17 protein-coding genes are annotated in these 20,179 nt (G+C 60.5%); 8 read left to right on the top strand and 9 right to left on the bottom strand.

Going from position 1 to position 20,179, the window contains the following annotated elements; all coding sequences use genetic code 11:
* Positions 1-2 precede the first annotated feature (2 nt).
* The 9 genes from BUB69_RS06220 to edd form a co-directional block, all read right to left on the bottom strand.
* Positions 3-1,364: a carbohydrate porin gene (locus BUB69_RS06220; protein ID WP_073163473.1), complete on the bottom strand. Its 1,362-nt coding sequence runs from the start codon at positions 1,362-1,364 to the stop codon at positions 3-5.
* 130 nt (positions 1,365-1,494) lie between these two features.
* Positions 1,495-2,655 carry an ABC transporter ATP-binding protein gene (locus BUB69_RS06215; protein ID WP_073163470.1) on the bottom strand — a complete coding sequence of 387 codons (1,161 nt, stop codon included), beginning with the start codon at positions 2,653-2,655 and terminating at the stop codon, positions 1,495-1,497.
* A 2-nt stretch (positions 2,656-2,657) separates the two neighbouring features.
* Positions 2,658-3,503, bottom strand: a complete 846-nt coding sequence (locus BUB69_RS06210; RefSeq protein ID WP_073163467.1) for a carbohydrate ABC transporter permease — start codon at positions 3,501-3,503, stop codon at positions 2,658-2,660.
* Complete coding sequence (locus tag BUB69_RS06205; protein ID WP_024686704.1) at positions 3,496-4,404, bottom strand: carbohydrate ABC transporter permease; 909 nt, start codon at positions 4,402-4,404, stop codon at positions 3,496-3,498. Before BUB69_RS06205 ends, BUB69_RS06210 begins: the two co-directional genes overlap by 8 nt.
* 104 nt (positions 4,405-4,508) lie before the next feature.
* Complete coding sequence (locus tag BUB69_RS06200) at positions 4,509-5,795, bottom strand: ABC transporter substrate-binding protein (protein ID WP_073163465.1); 1,287 nt, start codon at positions 5,793-5,795, stop codon at positions 4,509-4,511.
* Between the two features lie 129 nt (positions 5,796-5,924).
* The gene (locus BUB69_RS06195) at positions 5,925-7,451 is read right to left on the bottom strand and encodes an ATP-binding protein (RefSeq protein WP_175561655.1); all 1,527 of its coding nucleotides are present in this window, start codon (positions 7,449-7,451) and stop codon (positions 5,925-5,927) included.
* Entirely contained in the window at positions 7,393-8,130 is a 738-nt protein-coding gene (locus tag BUB69_RS06190) for a response regulator (RefSeq protein WP_024694317.1), read from the bottom strand. Before BUB69_RS06190 ends, BUB69_RS06195 begins: the two co-directional genes overlap by 59 nt.
* A 59-nt stretch (positions 8,131-8,189) precedes the next feature.
* A complete protein-coding gene (locus BUB69_RS06185) occupies positions 8,190-9,155 on the bottom strand; it encodes a glucokinase (protein WP_073163463.1) in 966 nt (321 codons plus the stop codon).
* Positions 9,152-10,978: a phosphogluconate dehydratase gene (gene edd, locus BUB69_RS06180; RefSeq protein ID WP_073163461.1), complete on the bottom strand. Its 1,827-nt coding sequence runs from the start codon at positions 10,976-10,978 to the stop codon at positions 9,152-9,154. The genes BUB69_RS06185 and edd overlap by 4 nt, the downstream gene beginning before the upstream one ends.
* Positions 10,979-11,197: 219 nt before the next feature.
* Between edd and gap the strand changes: the two genes are divergently transcribed.
* From gap to BUB69_RS06140, 8 genes are all read left to right on the top strand, one after another.
* Positions 11,198-12,199: a type I glyceraldehyde-3-phosphate dehydrogenase gene (gene gap, locus BUB69_RS06175; RefSeq protein WP_024686710.1), complete on the top strand. Its 1,002-nt coding sequence runs from the start codon at positions 11,198-11,200 to the stop codon at positions 12,197-12,199.
* 141 nt (positions 12,200-12,340) lie between these two features.
* Positions 12,341-12,859, top strand: a complete 519-nt coding sequence (locus BUB69_RS06170; RefSeq protein ID WP_122697256.1) for an RNA polymerase sigma factor — start codon at positions 12,341-12,343, stop codon at positions 12,857-12,859.
* Between the two features lie 110 nt (positions 12,860-12,969).
* Positions 12,970-13,875 carry a FecR family protein gene (locus tag BUB69_RS06165; protein ID WP_073164327.1) on the top strand — a complete coding sequence of 302 codons (906 nt, stop codon included), beginning with the start codon at positions 12,970-12,972 and terminating at the stop codon, positions 13,873-13,875.
* 117 nt (positions 13,876-13,992) lie between these two features.
* Positions 13,993-16,566, top strand: a complete 2,574-nt coding sequence (locus tag BUB69_RS06160; protein WP_073163459.1) for a TonB-dependent receptor — start codon at positions 13,993-13,995, stop codon at positions 16,564-16,566.
* 109 nt (positions 16,567-16,675) lie between these two features.
* A complete protein-coding gene (locus BUB69_RS06155; RefSeq protein ID WP_073163456.1) occupies positions 16,676-17,290 on the top strand; it encodes a biliverdin-producing heme oxygenase in 615 nt (204 codons plus the stop codon).
* Positions 17,287-17,757 carry a YbaN family protein gene (locus BUB69_RS06150; protein WP_073163454.1) on the top strand — a complete coding sequence of 157 codons (471 nt, stop codon included), beginning with the start codon at positions 17,287-17,289 and terminating at the stop codon, positions 17,755-17,757. The genes BUB69_RS06155 and BUB69_RS06150 overlap by 4 nt, the downstream gene beginning before the upstream one ends.
* A gap of 70 nt (positions 17,758-17,827) precedes the next feature.
* The gene (locus BUB69_RS06145; protein ID WP_073163452.1) at positions 17,828-18,184 is read left to right on the top strand and encodes a DUF5064 family protein; all 357 of its coding nucleotides are present in this window, start codon (positions 17,828-17,830) and stop codon (positions 18,182-18,184) included.
* Between the two features lie 423 nt (positions 18,185-18,607).
* On the top strand, positions 18,608-20,116 hold the full coding sequence (locus BUB69_RS06140; protein WP_073163449.1) for a sigma-54-dependent transcriptional regulator: 1,509 nt from the start codon (positions 18,608-18,610) through the stop codon (positions 20,114-20,116).
* Positions 20,117-20,179 lie beyond the last annotated feature (63 nt).

Here is a 20,179-nt window from a genome sequence, read left to right as displayed (position 1 = left end):
CATCAGAACTTCGACTGAATCTTCAGACCGGCCACGATGGCATCGTCAACCTTGTCCACACCGCCAGGGTGCTTCACGTACTGCAGGTTAGGACGCACAGTCAGCCAGTTGGTGACGTGGAAGCCATAGTAGATTTCGGAGTTGTATTCGGTCTGCTGCACAGGCAGGAAGCCCGGATTGTCGTAGTCGTTGATGTTGTTGATCTGGTTCTGCAGACGGCGGCGATCCTGAACATCATCGTTGACGTGGATACGGGCGAAGCCGATACCGATGTCATCCTTCGGACGCGAATCGAACGGACCTTTGTAGGTGAAACCGATCTGCTGGTAGTTGTCGACGAAGTTGGTTTCCTTGTCGTGCACAGTCGCGTTGGCGAAGATGCTCAGACCGCGCGAGGCATCGCCATTGTGTGCAGTCAGCTGTTGCTGAGCCACGACCCACCAGCCTTTCTTGCTGTCATGCGACTTGAATGCAGCGCCGGTCACAGCCTGCGGCTGGCCGTTGACATCCTCGTAGACGTCGTCAGCGTTTGGCGTGCTCTTGTAGAAGCCGACACGGTATTCACCCGGCAACGAATTGACGGTAGGTGTCCAGACCAGTTCCACCGGCAGGATCATGCCTTTGGTGCCGCTGCCGCTGAGCTTGAAGCCGTTGCCGGTTTCCAGGTTGGACGGGTTCTGCTCGTACACGCCGACCTGCGCGTACACTTCAGGCGTGATGTTGTACTTCACGCGCAAGGCCCACTGGCTGATTGGCCAGTTGTACCAGGTGTTCACGTAGTTGCCGACCTGAGAGCCGCAGAACGACAGGTTCTGGAAGTCGCACGGGAAGCTGTTGAAGTCTTCGCCCGGACCGAAACGGCCCACTTTCACGTCCAGTGCGCCGTCGAAATACTTCTGTTTGACCCACATTTGCGTCAGGCGCCAGGTCTGACCCCGACCCCAGACTTCCTGCGAAGAACTGAGTGTACCGGCACGTGGATCGCCGATGCGGTCGTTGGAGATGTTGCGGCCACTACGCTCGGTGATCGCCAGCTTGAATTCCGCGTCCTGCCAGCCAAAGGCCTTCTGCAGGTCGACCTTCATGCCCAACGCAAACTGGTCGCTGTAACGGCCGGTCTTGTCGTCGTTGTAGCCACCCTTGATGTTGCTGGCCATCTCGGAAACGTATTCCAGCGAGAAGTCATAACCCTTGTCGAGCAGCTCGGTACGTTTTCCGCCCCAGTCGCCTGTCATCCAGGGTGAATCGTAAGAAAACGCATCCGCTGCATGAGCGCTACCTGCCAGGCTCATTGCACCGATAACCGACAACTTGCCTACCAACCGAAGCCGGGAGTGCGATTTAGCCTTGTTGATCTTCTTCATCCCATCAATCCTCGTTTTATTGTTATTAGCTTTGGTCTACGCGTTACATTTACTGCTTCGTGTTCGCTGATGGACCGCTCGTGGTGGCAGTGAGCGGTCTGTCAGCTGTGCTCGGGTGTGGATCAAACTTTCATTTGCGGCTCAACTGAGAAACGTTGCTCGTCCGCTCGACCGATGGCTGTGCTCCCAGGACACCGAGACGCTCACCGCTTTTGGCATCGAACAACAGAACCCTGGCAGGATCGAATTGCAGGGTCAGGCTTTCTCCGACCTGCGGTGCAACGTCCGGCGCCAGACGGCAGCAGACTTTGCTCTGATTGAGCGTGACGAATACAAGCGTGTCCGGACCGGTCGGCTCGGTCACCTGGACCTCGGCACGAATGGTCGGCAGCGCGGTAGGTTCGCCGCTCGCAAGGGTGATCTGTTCAGGGCGGATGCCCAGAATGATTTCCCGATCCTCAAGCCCTGTATCGCTCACGCCGACCGGCAGTTCGCAGCGAGCCTGACCGCTGTCGAGCAGCGCGACCAGACGGCCGTCCTGGCGCTGAAGGCGCAAGGGAATGAAGTTCATCGGCGGCGAGCCAATGAAGCTGGCCACGAACAGGTTGGCTGGATCATTGTAGATCTGTTTTGGCGTACCGAACTGTTGAACGATGCCGTCCTTCATGACCGCGACCTTGTCGCCCAGCGTCATGGCCTCGATCTGGTCATGGGTCACGTAGACCGTGGTGGTCTTGAGGCGCTGGTGCATCAGTTTCATTTCGGTGCGCATTTCGACGCGCAGCTTGGCGTCGAGGTTGGACAGCGGTTCGTCGAACAGGTAGATCTTCGGTCGACGCGCCAGCGCACGGCCCATCGCCACTCGCTGTTGCTGGCCACCGGACAACTGGCCCGGCTTGCGGTTGAGCAAGTGCTCGATCTGCAGCAGCTTGGCGACCCGCGCCACTTCTTCTTCGATGGCGGCAGGTGCCATCTTGCGAATCTTCAGACCGAAGGCGATGTTTTCTTTCACGCTCATGGTCGGGTAAAGCGCGTAGGACTGGAACACCATTGCGATGTCGCGATCCTTGGGGCTGGTACCGCTGACGTCTTCGCCATCGATCAGAATCGCCCCGCCGCTGATGCTTTCCAGCCCGGCGATGCAGTTCATCAGGGTGGATTTGCCGCAGCCGGACGGGCCGACCAGGATCAGGAACTCACCATCCTTGATCGACAGTTCGATGTTCTTCAGCGTGTCCGGCAGGTTGGCGCCGTATGTCTTGTTGACGTTGCGTAGCTCGAGAGTCGCCATGATTACCCCTTGACCGCGCCGGCTGTGAGCCCACGCAGGAAATACTTGCCAGCCAGTACGTACACCAGCAGTGTCGGCAGCCCGGCGATCATCGCCGCCGCCATGTCAACGTTGTATTCCTTGGCCCCGGTGCTGGTGTTGACCAGGTTGTTCAGCGCCACGGTGATGGGCTGCGATTCACCACTGGAAAACACCACACCGAACAGGAAGTCGTTCCAGATCTGGGTGAACTGCCAGATCAGGCACACCATCACAATGGGCGTCGACATCGGCAGAATGATGCGCCCGAAGATGGTGAAGAAACCCGCGCCATCCAGCCGTGCAGCCCGCACCAGTGCGTCCGGCACGCTCACGTAATAGTTACGGAAGAACAGCGTCGTAAAGGCCAGGCCGTAAACGACGTGGACGAACACCAGACCGGTAGTGGTGCTGGCCAGTCCCATCTTGCCCAGCGTGAAGGACGCTGGCAGCAGTACGGTCTGGAACGGCAGGAAGCAGCCGAACAGCAACAGACCGAAGAACAGTTGCGAGCCCTTGAACTTCCACATCGACAGGACATAGCCGTTGAGCGCACCAATGGCCGTGGAGATGATCACCGCCGGAACGGTGATGCGCAGCGAGTTCCAGAAATACCCGTCAACGATGTCCCAGGCCTTGACCCAGCCGATCACCGTGACCACGCTCGGCCAGCTCAACAGGTTGCCGGTGCCGATGTCCTCAGGCGTCTTGAAGCTGGTGAACAGCATGACCACCAGCGGCACCAGATAAATCACGCAGGCCAGCAACAGCACGGCGTGGATCACCACACGGCTGAGGCTGATGCCCGGTTTGCCTACAAGACTAGTCATTGCGCTTGGTCCTCAGCTCGGAGTACAGGTACGGCACCAGAATCGCCAGGATCGCGCCGAGCATCAGAATCGCACTGGCCGAGCCCATGCCCATCTGGCCACGGCTGAAGGTGAAGGAGTACATGAACATGGCGGGCAGGTCCGAAGAATAACCAGGACCGCCAGCCGTCATCGCCGCCACCAGGTCGAAGCTCTTGATCGCGATGTGCGCCAGGATCATCACCGCACTGAAGAACACCGGACGCAGGCTTGGCAGCACCACGCGCCAGTAGATCATCGGCAAGCTCGCGCCATCCATCTGTGCCGCGCGGATGATCGACTGGTCCACCCCGCGCAGGCCTGCCAGAAACAGCGCCATCACAAAGCCCGACGACTGCCACACCGCAGCGATCACCAGGCAGTACACCACCCGGTCAGGATCGATCAGCCAGTCCAGACGAAAGCCTTCCCAGCCCCAGTCGCGCAGCATCTTGTCCAGACCAAGGCCCGGGTTGAGCAGCCATTTCCAGGCCGTACCGGTGACAATCATCGAGAGCGCCATCGGGTACAGATAAATCGTGCGGATCACGCCTTCGCGGCGGATGCGCTGGTCCAGCAGGATCGCCAGAAACACACCGATCACCAGACTGATGCCGATGAACATGCCGCCGAACACCGCCAGGTTCTTGCTGGCGACCCACCAGCGGTCGTTGTCCATCAGGCGCGCATACTGCGCCAGACCGACCCACTTGTAGGATGGCAGGAACGTCGAGTTGGTGAACGACAGCACGAACGTCCACAGGATGTAACCATAGAAACCAACCAACACGATGAACATGCTTGGCGCCAGTACCAGTTTCGGTAGCCAGCGTTGCAATGTATCCAGTGGCGAGGCTTTGCTGAACACAGCGACAGAGCTCATCGGGCGCATCCCATTCGGTGTATCGAATTCAGGCCACAGGCGCGGGTGAAATCGAACTTCGATTCCACACGCGCAGACTGCGGCGGTACGTCAGGTTGTGCGGATTACTTGGCTGAAGCGACGGCGGTCGCCAACTGCTTGGCAGTCGCGGCAGGATCGGCTTTCGGGTCGTTGATGTAGTTGGTGATCACATCAAAGAACGCGCCCTGTACGGCCAGCGAGGTGGCCATGTTATGCGCCATGCTCGGTTGCAGACCGCCGGTTTTCGAATCCGCCAGGAAGTCCTTGGCTGCGGTTTGCGCGCAGGAATCGAAGCCGTACTTGCCCATGTCGCTCAGCATGTCTTCGCGAACCGGAATCGAGCCCTTGTTGATGCTGAAGACTTTCTGGAAGTCTTCACCCATCGCCACCTTGGCCAGATCCTGCTGAGCTGCGGTGGTGCCCTTGTCTTTCTGCTTGAACACTGCCAGCGAGTCGATGTTGTAGGTGAACGCCTTGTCGGTGCCCGGGAACGCTACGCACTGGTAGTCCTTGCCGGCGACTTTCTTGGCGGCGGTCCACTCGCTCTTGGCCCAGTCACCCATGATCTGCATGCCAGCCTTGCCGTTGATGACCTTGGCAGCTTCCAGGTTCCAGTCCTGGCCCTTGCCGTCGGCATCCATGTAGGTAGCGACTTTCTTGAGTTCGGTGAGCGACTTGACCATGCCTGCGCCAGTCAGCGCGTCTTTGTCGAGGTCAACCAGCGCTTTCTTGTAGCCGTCTGCGCCCATGACCGACATCACGACCGCTTCGAACACGGTGCTGTCCTGCCAAGGCTGACCGCCATGAGCCAGCGGGATGAAGCCGGCTTTCTTGAGCTTGTCGCCGGCGGCGTAGAATTCTTCGAGGGTGGCGGGCGCTTTGTCGATACCGGCTTTCTTGAAGACTTCCGGGTTGATCCACAGCCAGTTGACGCGGTGGATGTTCACCGGCACGGCCACGTAATCACCGTCGTACTTCACCGTATCGGAGACTTTCTTGTCCAGCAGCGAATCCCACTTCTCGGCCTTGGCAACGTCTTTCAACGCGTCGGTATCGAGCAGGCCGGTGGACGCCCATTCCTGAATGTCCGGGCCTTTGATCTGGGCAACGCCTGGCGGGTTGCCGGCCACCGCGCGGCTCTTGAGCACGGTCATGGCGGTAGAACCACCGCCACCGGCCACAGCGCCGTCTTTCCAGGTGAAGCCGTCTTTTTCAACTTGCGCTTTCAGGACATCGACCGCAGCCTTTTCGCCGCCCGACGTCCACCAGTGCACGACTTCAACAGTGCCTTTGGCATCAGCAGCATGGGCGCTCAACGGGAACAGGGAGGCGAGGGAGATGACAACGGCGAGGCGTGACATTGAATTCATCGAATTGACCTTTCTTGTTGTTATGCATGAGCAAGTCTGGTGCTTGCGCTTCGTTGGAGTCTAACCAAGCGAATCGTGACGACGGTAACGAAGGGATGCGCGAATGTCACAGGATGGTTACATTCAGATTCATTCGGTCGTCCGGGGTAGGTACAACGTGACCCGCAGACCGCCTTCGCGCAGGTTCTGCAGGCTCACTTCACCGCCGTGGCTGTGAGCGATATTGCGGGCAATTCCCAGCCCCAGCCCGTAACCCTGCTGCTGGCTCCCCGCGAGCCGGAAATGCGGCTCGAACACATGCTCCAGCCGCTGTTCAGGCACACCCGGACCTTCATCATCGACATGCAGCACGAAGGCCAGCGCATTGTCTTCGACCTTGAGGTGCGCGCGGTCGCCGTACTTGAGGGCGTTGTCGATCAGGTTACCGATGCAGCGTCTCAGGGCCAGCGGCTTGCCGGGGTAGCAGGACAGGGCCGCGCCCGTCTGTGTGACACGCCCCTCTCCATCAGCACGCAGGTAAGGTTCGACGAGGCAGTCGAGCAACACGTTGAGGTCCACCTGCTCGATATTTTCGTGAATGTCGGTGTCCTTCACGCATTGCAGGGCGCCCTTGACCAACAGCTCAAGCTCATCCAGGTCACGCCCGAACTTGTACTGCAGTTGCTCGTCCTCCAGCAGCTCGACCCGCAGTCGCAAGCGAGTGATGGGCGTGCGCAGGTCGTGGGAAATGGCACTGAACAACTGGCCACGCTCGGTCAGGTAGCGGCTGATGCGGGTGCGCATGGCGTTGAAGGCGCGGCTGACCTCTACCACTTCGCTGCCACCGCCCTCCACCACAGGTTCCACATCCGCGCCCAGCGACATGTCTCGCGCCGCACGCGCCAGACGCTTGAGCGGTCGGCTTTGCCAATGCACCAGCAGGCCGATGAACAGCAGCAGAAACACGCTGGTCAGGGCGATGAACCAGACCTGCTGAACAGGCAGGTCCTGCTCTTCGAGCGTGGTGTAAGGCTCAGGCAGCAACGAGGCGATGTAGAACCATTCGCCAGGTGCCATTTCGATCTGCGTGACCAGCACTGGCGGGTTGACGGGTTCCAGCGTCAAGGCGTAATGCGCCCAGGAACGTGGCAGCTCGTCGAGCTTGAGGCCACTGTTGAAGATCCGCAGGTCGTCAGGCTTGACGAACCACACAGCGATGTCCGGGTCGTTGCCCAGATGCTGGCGCAACACCTGACCGACCACGTCGAGGACGGCCTGCTTGCGCGGCGTAGCCTCCAGGGTCTGCATGTCCAGCGGATGATCGTTGAGCGATACCACGAAACGCGTACCGCCCATGCTGCGCAACTGGTCAAGCACCAACGGGCGATAGGCCAGCGGCAAGGAGCGGAAGTAACTGACGCTGGCGGCCATCGAGTACGCCAGGCTACGCGCACTGGTCACCAGCCCTTCCATTTGCGTGGCCCGCAGCTGCGAGAGCCAGATCACGCTGGACAGGGTCTGGGCCAGCAGAACCGCCAACAGCGTCAGCAGCAACATGCGACCCAGCAACGAACGCGGCAGCGGCAGACTGCGCTTTTTCAGGCCCGTCGCCGGCGCGTTAATAACCGTTGCCCGCTTGCGCATTGACCTGCGCAGCCAGCAGATAACCACTACCACGTACCGTGCGAATCAGACGCGGCGACTTGCCGGTGTCACGCAGACGCTGGCGCAGGCGACTGACTGCCATGTCGACAATGCGCTCCAGCGGCATCAGCTCACGACCCCGGGTGGCGTTGCCAATGGTGTCGCGGTCCAGAATCTGCTGGGGATTATCGAGAAACAATTTGAGCAGGGCGAAGTCGGCACCGGACAGAATCACTTCCTCGCCATCGTTGTGAAACAGCCGATGGCTGACCATGTCCAGACGCCACTCATCGAACAGAATAACGTCGCCGCCGGGGCGCTCCTGACCGAACTGGGCGCGGCGCAGCAGCGCCTTGATACGCGCCTGAAGCTCGCGAGGGCTGAAGGGTTTGCCCAGGTAATCGTCGGCACCCAGTTCCAGGCCTATGACCCGGTCAGCCTCGTCGGAACTGGCGGTGAGCATGATGATTGGCACATGCGGCTGGCGTGGATGCTGACGCACCCATCGGCACAGGCTGAAGCCATCTTCGTCGGGCAGCATGACATCGAGAATCAACAGATCGCTGGGCGCCTCGTTGAAGGCCTGGCGAAAACCCGCACCATCGCCGACCGTGCGCACCTGAAAACCGGCGCGGCTCAGGTAGGTGTCCAGCAACTCGCGAATCTCCTGGTCGTCGTCTACCAGCAGGATCGATTTACTGACTGAACTCACGTGTAGGCGTCCTTGTTGGCTGTCGGTTTTTGTTGTTATGTGCCGTGATGGCCTTCGCTTCAGATCTCTGAACCGAACGCCTGCTGCAGCGCCACGCCCGCTCCAATGAGACCGGGATACTCGGCAGTGACCAGCCAGACCGGCAAACCTTTGAAATAATCGCTCATCACGCCCTTTTCGGCGAGGGCGCGCTTGAAACCGCTGGTCATGAAAAAGTCGGTGAATCGCGGGACCACGCCACCGGTGATGTAGACGCCGCCCAGGCCGCCGACGGTCAGCACCTGATTACCGACCACCCGCCCCAGGAAGACGCAGAACTGGTCCAGCACCGCCGCCGCGACCGGGTCGCCTGCCAGGGCTGCCGTGGTGATTGCAGCCGGCGACTTGAGCTCAGGCTCGATATCGTCCAGCGCGCAACTGACCTGATACAACAGCAACAGGCCCGCACCGCTGAGCACCACTTCGGCGCTGACATGTTCGTGCTCGGCCATCAGACGGGTCCACAGCAGGGCCTCGCGCGCGGTACCGATCGGCAGATCGACGTGCCCGCCCTCACCCGGCAAGGCCAACCAGCGGGTTTCGCTCTCCTTGATCAGCGTACCCACCCCCAGCCCGGTGCCTGGCCCGACCACTGCGCGTGGACGGTCCGGCTTGCCGATCCCGTGACAGACTGTCAGGTACTCGTCATCCTTGAGCCGGGTCATGCCCAGCGCCATGGCGGTGAAATCGTTGATCAGCAACAGGTGGTCGACTTTCAGGTCGGCGCAGAACTGCGTGCGGCTCAATTCCCAATGACTGTTGGTGAACTGGAACAGGTCGCCATCCACCGGCCCGGCCACTGCCAGGCAGACGTAGCCGATGTCGCCGCGCTGCAACTCCAGGTCCTGAAGGTAGACCTCGATGGCTTTCTCCGGCCCGACATAGTCGATGGTCGGGAATACCCGGACAGAATGCAGTGTGTCGTCTTCCCAGATGGCAAAACGTGCATTGGTACCGCCTATATCACCGACCAGGGCCAACTTCACTTAAGCGTCTCCAGACTAGAGGTAAAGGCGCTGGCGCCCTGCTCTGCGGAGCTGAAGGCCATGCGCATGAATCCAAACAGCTCCCGACCGCAACCGACACTGTTGTCGATCTGGCAGGTAGCAGGTTCTCTGGCGTTCAATTCTGACGCCTCGACCAGAACTTGCAACGTCCCTTTCACACCATCCACGCGAATCACGTCACCATTCCGCACTAGTGCCAAAGGGCCACCAACAAAGGCTTCCGGGCAGACGTGAATGGCGGCCGGAATCTTGCCCGAAGCACCGGACATCCGTCCATCGGTGACCAACGCGACCTTGAAGCCGCGGTCCTGCAGCACGCCCAGAAACGGCGTCATCTTGTGCAGCTCAGGCATACCGTTACAGCGCGGCCCCTGAAAACGCATGACCGCGACGAAATCGCGTTCCAGCTCGCCCGCCTTGAATGCGTCGGCGAGTTCCTGCTGATCCTGGAACACCCTGGCCGGGGCTTCGACGATCTGATGCTCAAGCGCCACGGCAGACACTTTCATCACGCCACGGCCCAGGTTGCCTTCCATGACCCGCAGGCCGCCTTCCGCAGAGAACGGACGGGACACAGGGCGCAGGATGTTCTCGTCGAGGCTTTCCAGCGGACCTTCGCGCCACACCAGTTTGCCGTCTTCGAGGAACGGCTCTTTGGTGTAACGACTCAAACCGAAGCCGGCTACGGTATTGACGTTTTCGTGCAGAAGACCGGCCGCCAGCAGTTCGCGGATCAGGAACGACATGCCGCCTGCTGCCTGGAAATGGTTGATGTCGGCTTTGCCATTCGGATAGACGTGGCTGAGGGTCGGCACGACTTCCGACAGATCGGCCATGTCCTGCCAGGTCAGCTTGATACCGGCGGCCATGGCGATGGCAGGCATGTGCAGGGTGTGGTTGGTCGAACCGCCCGTGGCGTGCAGAGCGACGATAGAGTTGACCAGCGAACGCTCATCGACGATTTCACCGATCGGCATAAAGCTGCCGCTCTGCATGGTCAGGCGCGTCACCTGATGCGCCGCCTCGGCGGTCAGCGCATCACGCAGCGGGGTGTACGGATTGACGAACGAAGCGCCAGGCAAATGCATGCCCATGACTTCCATCACCAACTGATTGGTGTTGGCAGTGCCATAGAACGTGCAGGTGCCGGGGCCGTGATAGGACTTCATCTCCGAGTCCAGCAATTCTTCGCGGGTCGCCTTGCCTTCGGCATAGCGTTGGCGCACGTCGGCTTTTTCCTTGTTGGAAATACCGGACACCATCGGACCGCCCGGCACGAAAACCGTAGGCAAGTGACCGAAGCGCAATGCCCCCATCATAAGACCCGGCACAATCTTGTCGCAGATACCCAGCATCAGCGCGCCGTCGAACATGTTGTGCGACAACGCAACCGCCGTGGACATCGCAATCACTTCGCGGCTGGCAATCGCCAGTTCCATGCCCGCCTCACCCTGCGTCACGCCATCGCACATCGCCGGTACACCGCCGGCAAACTGACCGACCGAACCAATGTCACGTAAAGCCTGTTTGATCAGGGCAGGAAAGTGTTCGTAAGGCTGATGCGCCGAGAGCATTTCGTTGTAGGAGGAAACGATGGCGATGTTGGCCGCGTTCATCATTCGCAGGCTTTGCTTGTCTTCAGGACCGCAGGCGGCCACGCCGTGAGCGAAGTTGGCACATTGGAGTTTGCCGCGCATCGGGCCATCGCTCGCTGCGCCGCGAATCAATTGGAGATAGCGCTGACGGGTATCGCGACTGCGAGCGATCAGCCGCTCGGTTACCTCAAGAATGCGGGGATGCATGTGATGAACTCCAGGCTAACGTCTATGGTCACCCGTAAAGACGGTTCCGATGATCGGGGCCGAATGCTTTTTCGCAAAGGCCTGATTTCGATCAATGGGGCATGCCTTTCAGGCTTGTAGTTGTAGATAAAACAAAATATTGCCACTAAAAAGGCTTGTTTTCTATTTCTATGAGAATAATCTTGTAATTCCAACAACAAATTTATGAAGGACGGCTGTATGACTCTTCGTATCGCAATCAACGGTTTTGGCCGCATCGGCCGCAACGTCCTACGCGCACTCTATACCCAAGGTTACCGACAGGACCTGCAGGTCGTCGCCATCAACGATCTGGGCGATAGCGAAATGAACGCTCACCTCTTGCGCTTCGACACTGTACACGGCCCATTCAGCGGCACAGTCGAATGCGACAAGGAAAGCCTGACGGTCAACGGCGACCGCATCTCCGTGAGCGCAATCCGCAATCCTGCGGAGCTGCCATGGAAGTCGCAGAATATTGATGTGGTGTTCGAGTGCACCGGCCTGTTCACCAGCCGTGATAAAGCGTCCGCCCACCTGACTGCCGGCGCACGCAAGGTCATCATCTCCGCTCCGGCCAGTGGCGCAGATGCGACCATCGTCTATGGCGTGAACCACGACACGCTGCGTCAGTCGCACCAGATCATCTCCAGCGCCTCGTGCACCACCAACTGCCTGGCGCCGGTTGCCCAGGTGCTGCACCGTGAGCTGGGTATCGAAAGCGGCCTGATGACCACCATTCACGCCTACACCAACGACCAGAACCTGATCGACGTCTACCACACCGACCCGTACCGCGCGCGATCGGCCACGCAGTCGATGATCCCGAGCAAGACCGGCGCCGCCGAAGCAGTGGGCCTGGTGCTGCCGGAACTGGCTGGCAAGCTGACCGGCATGGCCGTGCGAGTCCCCGTGATCAACGTGTCGCTGGTTGACCTGACCGTCACCCTGAAACGTGAAACCACCGCTGAAGAAGTCAACGCGCTGATGAAAGAAGCCAGTCAGCACTCCAAGGTACTGGGCTACAACACCCTGCCGCTGGTCTCTCACGACTTTAACCACAACCCGCTGTCGTCGATCTTCGACGCCAACCACACCAAAGTGAGCGGCAAGCTGCTCAAGGTGCTGTCCTGGTACGACAACGAGTGGGCGTTCTCCAACCGCATGCTGGACAACTGCCTGGCGCTGCACAACGCCGAGTAAGGCAGCCAGCCCGATCGTGCCGATGCTCTGCATCGGCGCGCTCAATCTGCGCCTGGACACATAAAATAACCACGGCCCACTTGACCAATGACGCAGATGATAAGCATTATCATTTGGTTCAACCGCTGGTCGAGCACCTCTGTGTCGCAGTCTCACTTCAACGATGTCTTTATCGCCCGGCGCGATGTGCTGCTGCGCACGTTGCAGCGCATGGTGGGCAACCGTAGCGCTGCCGAGGATCTGCTTCAGGAAACCTGGCTGCGTGTCAGTCGGGCGCTGAACGAACGCCCCATCGATCATCTTGAGCCCTTCGTCTTCCAGACTGCGCGCAACCTGGCGCTGGACCATCTGCGTGCCCGGCGCATTCGCGGCCGTACGCTGATCGAAGACGTCCCGCTCGCCCAACTGGAAAGCGTCGTGGCTCAACTGAGCGCGCCGGAAGATGCCGCTCACGCCAAACGCCTGATCGACAGCCTGAGCGCGAGTCTCAGCACCTTGACCCCACGCCAGCAGTCGATCTTCACCCTCAGCCGGCTCAACGGGCAGAGTTATCTGCAAATCGCCGAGCAGTTGAATGTCTCGGCCAGCACCGTACAAAAAGAACTGAAACTGATCATGGCGATCTGTGTCGGCGTCGTCTCAAGGCTTGACCCGCCCTGAGTGCTGACGCAGGCTGCCAGTCCCTCACCCCGACCGCTACCGATTCAGGACTGCCGAGGAACACCGTGCCCCCAGAAACACCAGCACAAGACGTGCTGAGCAACCGCGCAATGGATCAGGCGTTGACCTGGCTGATTGAGCTGGAAGGCGCTGATGAGCAACAAAACAGGCTCTTTCAGGAATGGCTCAATGCCGATCCTGAACACGCGCGCGCCTTCGACAAAGCCCAGGCGATCTGGAATGGCGTGCCCGTGCAACAGGCTGCCGCGCAACTCGCCGAGCCTGGCAAGCGGACACCCTGGCAGCGCGCTCGTGCGCACTGGAAACCCTTGGCCACGGCAGCGGTTGTACTGCTCGCAGTGCTGAATTTCAGCAACCTGCCGTTACGCCTGCAGGCCGATCATTTGACCGTGGTCGGCGAGCGCCAGCGTCTGGAGCTGGCCGATGGGTCGCAGGTACTGCTCAATACCGACTCGGCGTTTTCCAGCCAGATTGGTGATACGCAGCGCTCGGCGCGCCTGTATCAGGGCGAAGCGTACTTCAACGTGCCTGCTCGCCCCGGCCTGCCGATGGAAATCGAGGCCGGTCCAGTGCGCATGCAGGCCGACAGCACTGACTTTTCCGTGCGCTATCTGGACGGCGTTGCGCAGGTGCAGGTCCAGCGAGGCGCGGTGAACGTGCAGGCCATTCGCGGCGACTCAAGCGTTAACCTCGGTGCCGGGGAAAGCGTACGCATAGGGCCCGGGGGCTTTGGCAATCGAGAAAAACTCGACGCCAATCGTGATCTGGCCTGGGTGCAAGGCCGCCTGATTTTTGATAACTGCCCGCTGAGTGAAGTGCTGGCCGAAGTGCGTCGCTACTACCCCGGCTGGATCATCAACACCAATGCACAGCGAGGACACATAGCGGTGACCGGCAATTATCGTCTGGACAATCCCCTGGACGTGATTCGCTCGCTGGCACACATCACCTCCGCCAGCGTGCACGAGATGCCCGCGCTGGTGATCATCAACTGACCGAACTTTTTTTACTCGATAGCCGCTGGTCGTTCGTCTAGTCATTGTCAATGCAAATTATTCTCATATGAGAAACGTGCGCAACACTAGAACGAAAACCCACAGGGAGCGTTATCGATGTCGTCCAACCCTACGCCCGCTGCTCATCACCGAGCACGGTTTACCCTCTCCCTTTTGACGCTTGCGGTGCTGAGCGCCGGCTTGCCGATGACGTCCGCAAGCGCTGCCGACGAGAACGCGCACCCCACTCGCGCCGCAGGTACCTACGCGTTTTCGATTGAACGACAGCCGCTGGTCTCGGCGCTGAACGCGTTCAGCCGCGTGACCGGCTGGCAGGTGGGCGTGTCCTCTGATCTCACGCAGAACGTGGTGTCATCGGGAGCCAACGGCAACCTGACACCCGCCAGGGCACTGGACGCTCTGCTGGCGGGCAGCCCGTTGAGCTACCGCTCGCTGGGCAACAACACGGTGGTGCTGGAAAAACGCATCGCGGGCGTGATGGCGCTTGAGCAGATCACCGTCAGCGCCACCCGTCAGGCGCAGGATGTGGCCACCGTTCCCAGCACCGTCAGCGTGCACTCACGCCAAGAACTGGACCGCCGTAACGTCAATACCCTTCGCGATCTGGTGCGCAATGAGCCGGGTGTTTCGGTCGGCGGTGCAGGCCAGCGGGCCGGCACCACGGGTTACAACATACGCGGCATCGATGGCGACCGCATTCTGACCCAGGTCGACGGCGTCGAAGTGCCCGACAGTTTCTTCACTGGCCCTTACGCGCAGACCCACCGCAACTACGTCGACCCCGAGATCGTCAAGCGCGTGGAAATCCTCCGCGGTCCGGCCTCGGCGCTGTATGGCAGCAGCGCCATCGGCGGCGTGGTGAGTTATTACACGCTGGACCCGGACGACATCATCAAGCCCGGCAAGGACGTCGGTGCACGGCTGAAAACCGGCTACAACTCGGCCGATGACAGCTGGCTGAATTCTGCCACGCTGGCCGGACGTCAGGGTGATCTCGACGCCCTGCTGCACCTCAGTCAGCGCAACGGCCATGAGACCGAATCCTACGGCAGCACGGGCGGTACCGGTCTGAACCGCACCGAGGCCAATCCGCAAGACGCGCGCACCACCAACGTCCTGGCCAAGCTGGGATGGAACTACGGCGACGGCTCGCGTCTGGGCCTGACCTACGAAAAGTACAAGGACGATCGCGACACAAACCTGAAAAGCGCCGTCGGCGGGCCGTTCAACCTGGGCACCGGACTGGGCATGTATCAGTCGCGCGAAGGCAACGACACCATTACCCGTGAACGTTTCGGCGTCGAAAACAGTTTCGCCCTCGACAGCCTGCTGGTCGACAACGTCAAGTGGAGCCTGAACTACCAGACCGCCAAGACCGACCAGACCACACAGGAGCGCTACTTCCCGTTCTCCCGTGACGTGAACCGCTCTCGCGACACGGTGTATCAGGAGAAGCAGTGGATCTTCGATGCGCAACTCGACAAGGCGTTTTCCATTGCCGGCACCGATCACGTGCTGACCTACGGCACGACTCTCAAGCAGCAGAAAGTCACCGGGCTGCGCAGCGGCAGCGCCACCTGCGCGCGGGTATTTGGCTCGTGCCGCGTATTGGGTGCCGACAGCCCGAGCGACCGCCTGGCGGCGACCAGCGATTTCCCGGACCCGACCATCAACAGCTACGCCCTGTTCGCTCAGGATCAGATCAGCTGGAACAACTGGACCTTTCTGCCGGGCGTGCGCTACGACTACACGAAACTTGATCCGAAGATCACGCCTGAGTTTCTCAACTCGGTCAGCCTGACGGATGCCAGCCAGGCCAGTGACGAAAGCAAGACCTGGCACCGAGTGTCGCCCAAACTGGGCGTGACCTACGCGTTGACCGACCAATACACCTGGTATGGTCAGTACGCCGAAGGTTTCCGCACACCATCGGCCAAGGCGCTGTACGGACGCTTCGAAAACCTGAGCGCAGGCTACGTGGTGGAACCCAACCCGGATCTGGAACCCGAGAAAAGCAAGAGCTATGAAACCGGTCTGCGCGGCCGCTTCGAATCCGGCTCGTTCGACCTCGCGGTGTTCTACAACACGTACCGCGACTTCATCAATGAAGACGCCATCACGCCGGGCTACAGCGCGCTGACGTTCCAGTCCAACAACATCAAGCGCGCCACCATCAAAGGCGCGGAGTTCAAGGGCCGTTTGAATCTGGACAGCTTCGGTGCTCCGCAAGGTCTGTACAGCCAGGCCTCCGTGGCTTACGCCCACAGCCGCAACAACGACACCGGCGAGCCCATCAACAGCGTCAATCCGCTGACCGGCGTGCTGGGCCTGGGTTACGAGCAGGTGCCATATGGCGGCTTGCTGAGCCTGACGCTGGTCAAACGCAAGAACAGCGTGGATGAAACCACCTTCCATACCCCGGACGGCACCTCCAGCCAGTTCAAGACACCCGGCTTCGGCATCCTCGACCTGACCGGCTACTACAAAGTGACTGACGATGTGACCGTCAATGCAGGCCTCTACAACCTGACCGACAGGAAGTACTGGCTATGGGACGACGTTCGCGGCTACGACGGTGTCGGCGAAGCCGGCGTGACCGCGCCGGCCAATCTTGAGCGCCTGACCCAGCCGGGCCGCAACTTCAGCGTCAACGTGGTGTGGGACATCTGAACCGCGCACCAAACCCACGCCGCCGAATCCGACGGCGTGTTTTTTTACGCTCAAGGGTTTGACCATTCGTCTATTCAACAAGCCCCTATGATCAGCAAGGAAGACCTCGATGACACTCGAACACGCGCGCCCGGCCCTGCGCTCCCAACGCCTCAATCAGATTACCCACGCACCGCACGAGCAACTGGACAAGGCCGTCAAGGCACATGCCCCCTTCGACACCCTGAACAGCTACGCGCGTTTTGTGGTCGCCCAGTACCTGTTTCAGGCCGAACTGCAGAGTATTTACAACGACACGGCGCTTCAGGCGATCATCGCCGACCTGCCTGAACGCTGCCGGGCGGAGCAGGCCAGGGCTGACCTGGCGGACCTTGGCCTGCAGACGCCGTCACCGGTTGCCGGTGCCGTGCAGCAGCCGACCCTTGCCCAGGCGCTGGGCTGGCTGTTCGTCTCCGAGGGTTCCAAGCTGGGTGCTGCGTTTTTGATCAAACGTGCCGTGGCGCTGAACCTCAGCGAAAACTTCGGTGCGCGCCACCTGGGTGAACCTGCTGGCGGTCGGGCGGCAGGCTGGAAAACCTTCATCAAGACCCTTGATGAACAGCCCCTCACGGTCGAGCAGGAAGCTGAACTGGATCAGGGCGCTGTCGAGGCGTTCGAGCGTTTCAACGTTCTGTTGCAGCACGCTTACGCCGAAGCGCCTACAGCCGAAGTGGCACACGCATGAAAAAGCGCCCGGTGCTGTTAAGCTGGCCGGGCTTTTCGAACCTGCCTGTAGGAAACATGACGTACAAACCGCCCGGCTCCAGACTTTCACGCTTTCTGTTTGGCATCCTCGCCTATGCCAGCCTGGGCATAGGCATTGCCGCGATTTTCATCCCGGGGCTGCCCACCACCGAATTCATCCTGCTGGCCGCCTGGGCAGCAACGCGCAGTTCGCCACGCTTGAATGCCTGGCTGGAAAACCATCGCGTGTTCGGTCCGATCCTCTACAACTGGCGCAACGGCCGACTGGTCACGCGCCGCGCCAAGATCAGCGCCACCGTCAGCATGCTCTTCTGCGCAGTCATGATGCTGAGCCTGCTGACCCATGTCTGGTGGTTGTACCTGGCGATTGCCGGCATGGGCCTGGGCAACCTGTGGATATGGTCGAGACCTGAGCCGGTCAGGGCTGAGGGTTCCCCGCCCCGCTGATGCGTGCGGCTGAACCGCTCTGGCACCCGCGGTGTCCTACAGGGACACTCAATTTTATGGGGCAATCTCCATGTTCGAGCCAGGCCATTTGCACATGACTCACGCGGCGTTTCAGCGATCGGATGTTTCCTACGACATCCACTTGCGTTACGAACTGAGCCAGGACCCCAAGGAAGGAACCGGCATCCACTTCACGATGCAGGGCCAGATCAATGACAAAAGCTTCTCCGAGGTGTTCCGACTGCCCGGTGACCTGGCCTTCAACTTTGCCCACGACGCCGGGCGCATCGCCCTCAGACACGGCCTGCCCCATAGCGACGCACTGCCGATTGCCAAGCATCCCGAGTACGACCGCATGTTCCAGGATATCCGCGACAAACTCGGCGCAGAGTCCGGCGACCCCGTGAAGCCTGAGCATCTGGAGTAACAGGAGCCTGCCTGCCGACCGATGAGAGTGATGCTGCTCTTGTCGAACCGCGACTAATCTGCTGAATAAACACGGTTTGTGGGAGCGAGCTCGCTCGCGAAAGGGCCGGCTCATCCCACAGAGATGTCGTGGCCGGTTGCCTGCTTTGATCGCTGCCAGAACACAAGGCGATCTTGCTGACTGAATGCAACACCTGTGGGAGCGAGCTTGCTCGCGAAAGGGCCGGTCCGTCCAAACGAGAGGCTGTGCTTGAAACATGGCCTTCGCGAGCAAGCTCGCTCCCACGGCTACTCTGCATGCTGCCAGACAGCGCCGCCTCGAAAGGGCGCTGCTTACTTGCATGCCACGACACGCTGAACTTCACCAAATCCCGCATCACAAGGCATACTTGCCACCCTCCCGTGCCCGGACCAGCACCGCCCCATGCGTATCCATGTCTGCTTCATCGACCGCGTTGGTATCACCCAGGAAGTGCTGGCGATTCTGGGTGGGCGCAATCTGAATCTGGACGCCGTGGAAATGGTGCCGCCCAATGTCTACATCGACGCCCCCACCCTCAGCCATCAGATGCTAGAAGAGCTCAAGGACGCGCTGTTTCGCGTACGAGGCGTGGAAGCGATCACGGTGGTGGATATCCTGCCCGGTCAGCGTCGTCACTTGCAGCTTGATGCCCTGCTGGCGGCAATGGCCGACCCGGTACTGGCGCTCGACAGCGGCGGGCATGTGCTGCTGGCCAACCCGGCCTTGATCACACTGATCGGCCGCGAACCTGCAGGCGAGCCGATTGGCGAACTGTTTGCCGATCCTGGCCTGCAGTCCGCGCTGCTGGAAAACGGCTTTCGTCTGCCCTTGCGTGAAATCACCCTCAATGGCGAGGCGCTGCTGCTTGATGCCACACCCATCACCGAAGCCGGCGCGCTGATCACGCTGTACCTGCCCAGCCGGATCGGCGAACGCCTGTCAGCCCTGCACCACGATCACGCCGAAGGCTTTGATGCACTGCTGGGTGAGTCTGCCGCCATCCGCACGCTCAAGGCCCGCGCCCAGCGGATTGCAGCCCTGGATGCGCCGCTGCTGATTCAGGGCGAAACCGGCACTGGCAAGGAACTGGTCGCCCGTGCCTGTCATGCCAGCAGCGCCCGACATGGCGAGCCCTTTCTGGCCCTCAACTGCGCGGCGCTGCCGGAAAACCTGGCTGAAAGCGAGCTGTTCGGCTATGCCCCGGGGGCTTTCACCGGCGCCCAGCGCGGCGGCAAGCCGGGCCTGATGGAACTGGCCAACCAAGGCACCGTGTTTCTTGACGAGATCGGCGAGATGTCGCCCTATCTCCAGGCCAAGCTGCTGCGTTTTCTCAACGACGGCAGCTTTCGACGCGTGGGCGGCGACCGTGAGGTCAAGGTCAACGTGCGTATTCTCAGCGCCACCCACCGCGACCTGGAAAAAATGGTCAGCGAAGGCACGTTCCGCGAAGACCTGTTCTATCGCCTCAACGTCCTCAATCTGGAGGTGCCGCCCTTGCGTGAGCGCGGCCAGGACATTCTGCTACTGGCGCGGTATTTCATGGAACAGGCTTGCGCGCAGATTCAGCGCCCGGTCTGTCGTCTGGCGCCTGGCACCTACCCGGCCCTGCTGGGCAATCGCTGGCCCGGCAACGTTCGGCAATTGCAGAACGTCATTTTCCGCGCCGCCGCCATCAGTGAAAGCGCGCTGGTCGATATCGGCGATCTGGACATCGCAGGCACCGCCATCTCAGGCCAGAATGCCGTTGAAGTCGACAGCCTGGAACATGCCGTGGAATCCTTTGAAAAGGATCTGCTGGAAAAGCTCTACGCCGACTATCCTTCCACCCGACAGCTGGCCGCTCGTCTGCACACCTCGCATACCGCCATTGCTCAGCGACTGCGCAAATACGGCATTTGCTCCAAGCGTTAGCGCTGCCTGGGCGTCAGGTAAAAAAATTTTCACAATGCGTCATTTAATCTCCGTCGGTCGGCA

The sequence above is a fragment of the Pseudomonas asturiensis genome, assembly GCF_900143095.1.
Taxonomy (GTDB): domain Bacteria; phylum Pseudomonadota; class Gammaproteobacteria; order Pseudomonadales; family Pseudomonadaceae; genus Aquipseudomonas; species Aquipseudomonas asturiensis.
This window is presented reverse-complemented; position numbering and strand designations above follow the sequence as displayed.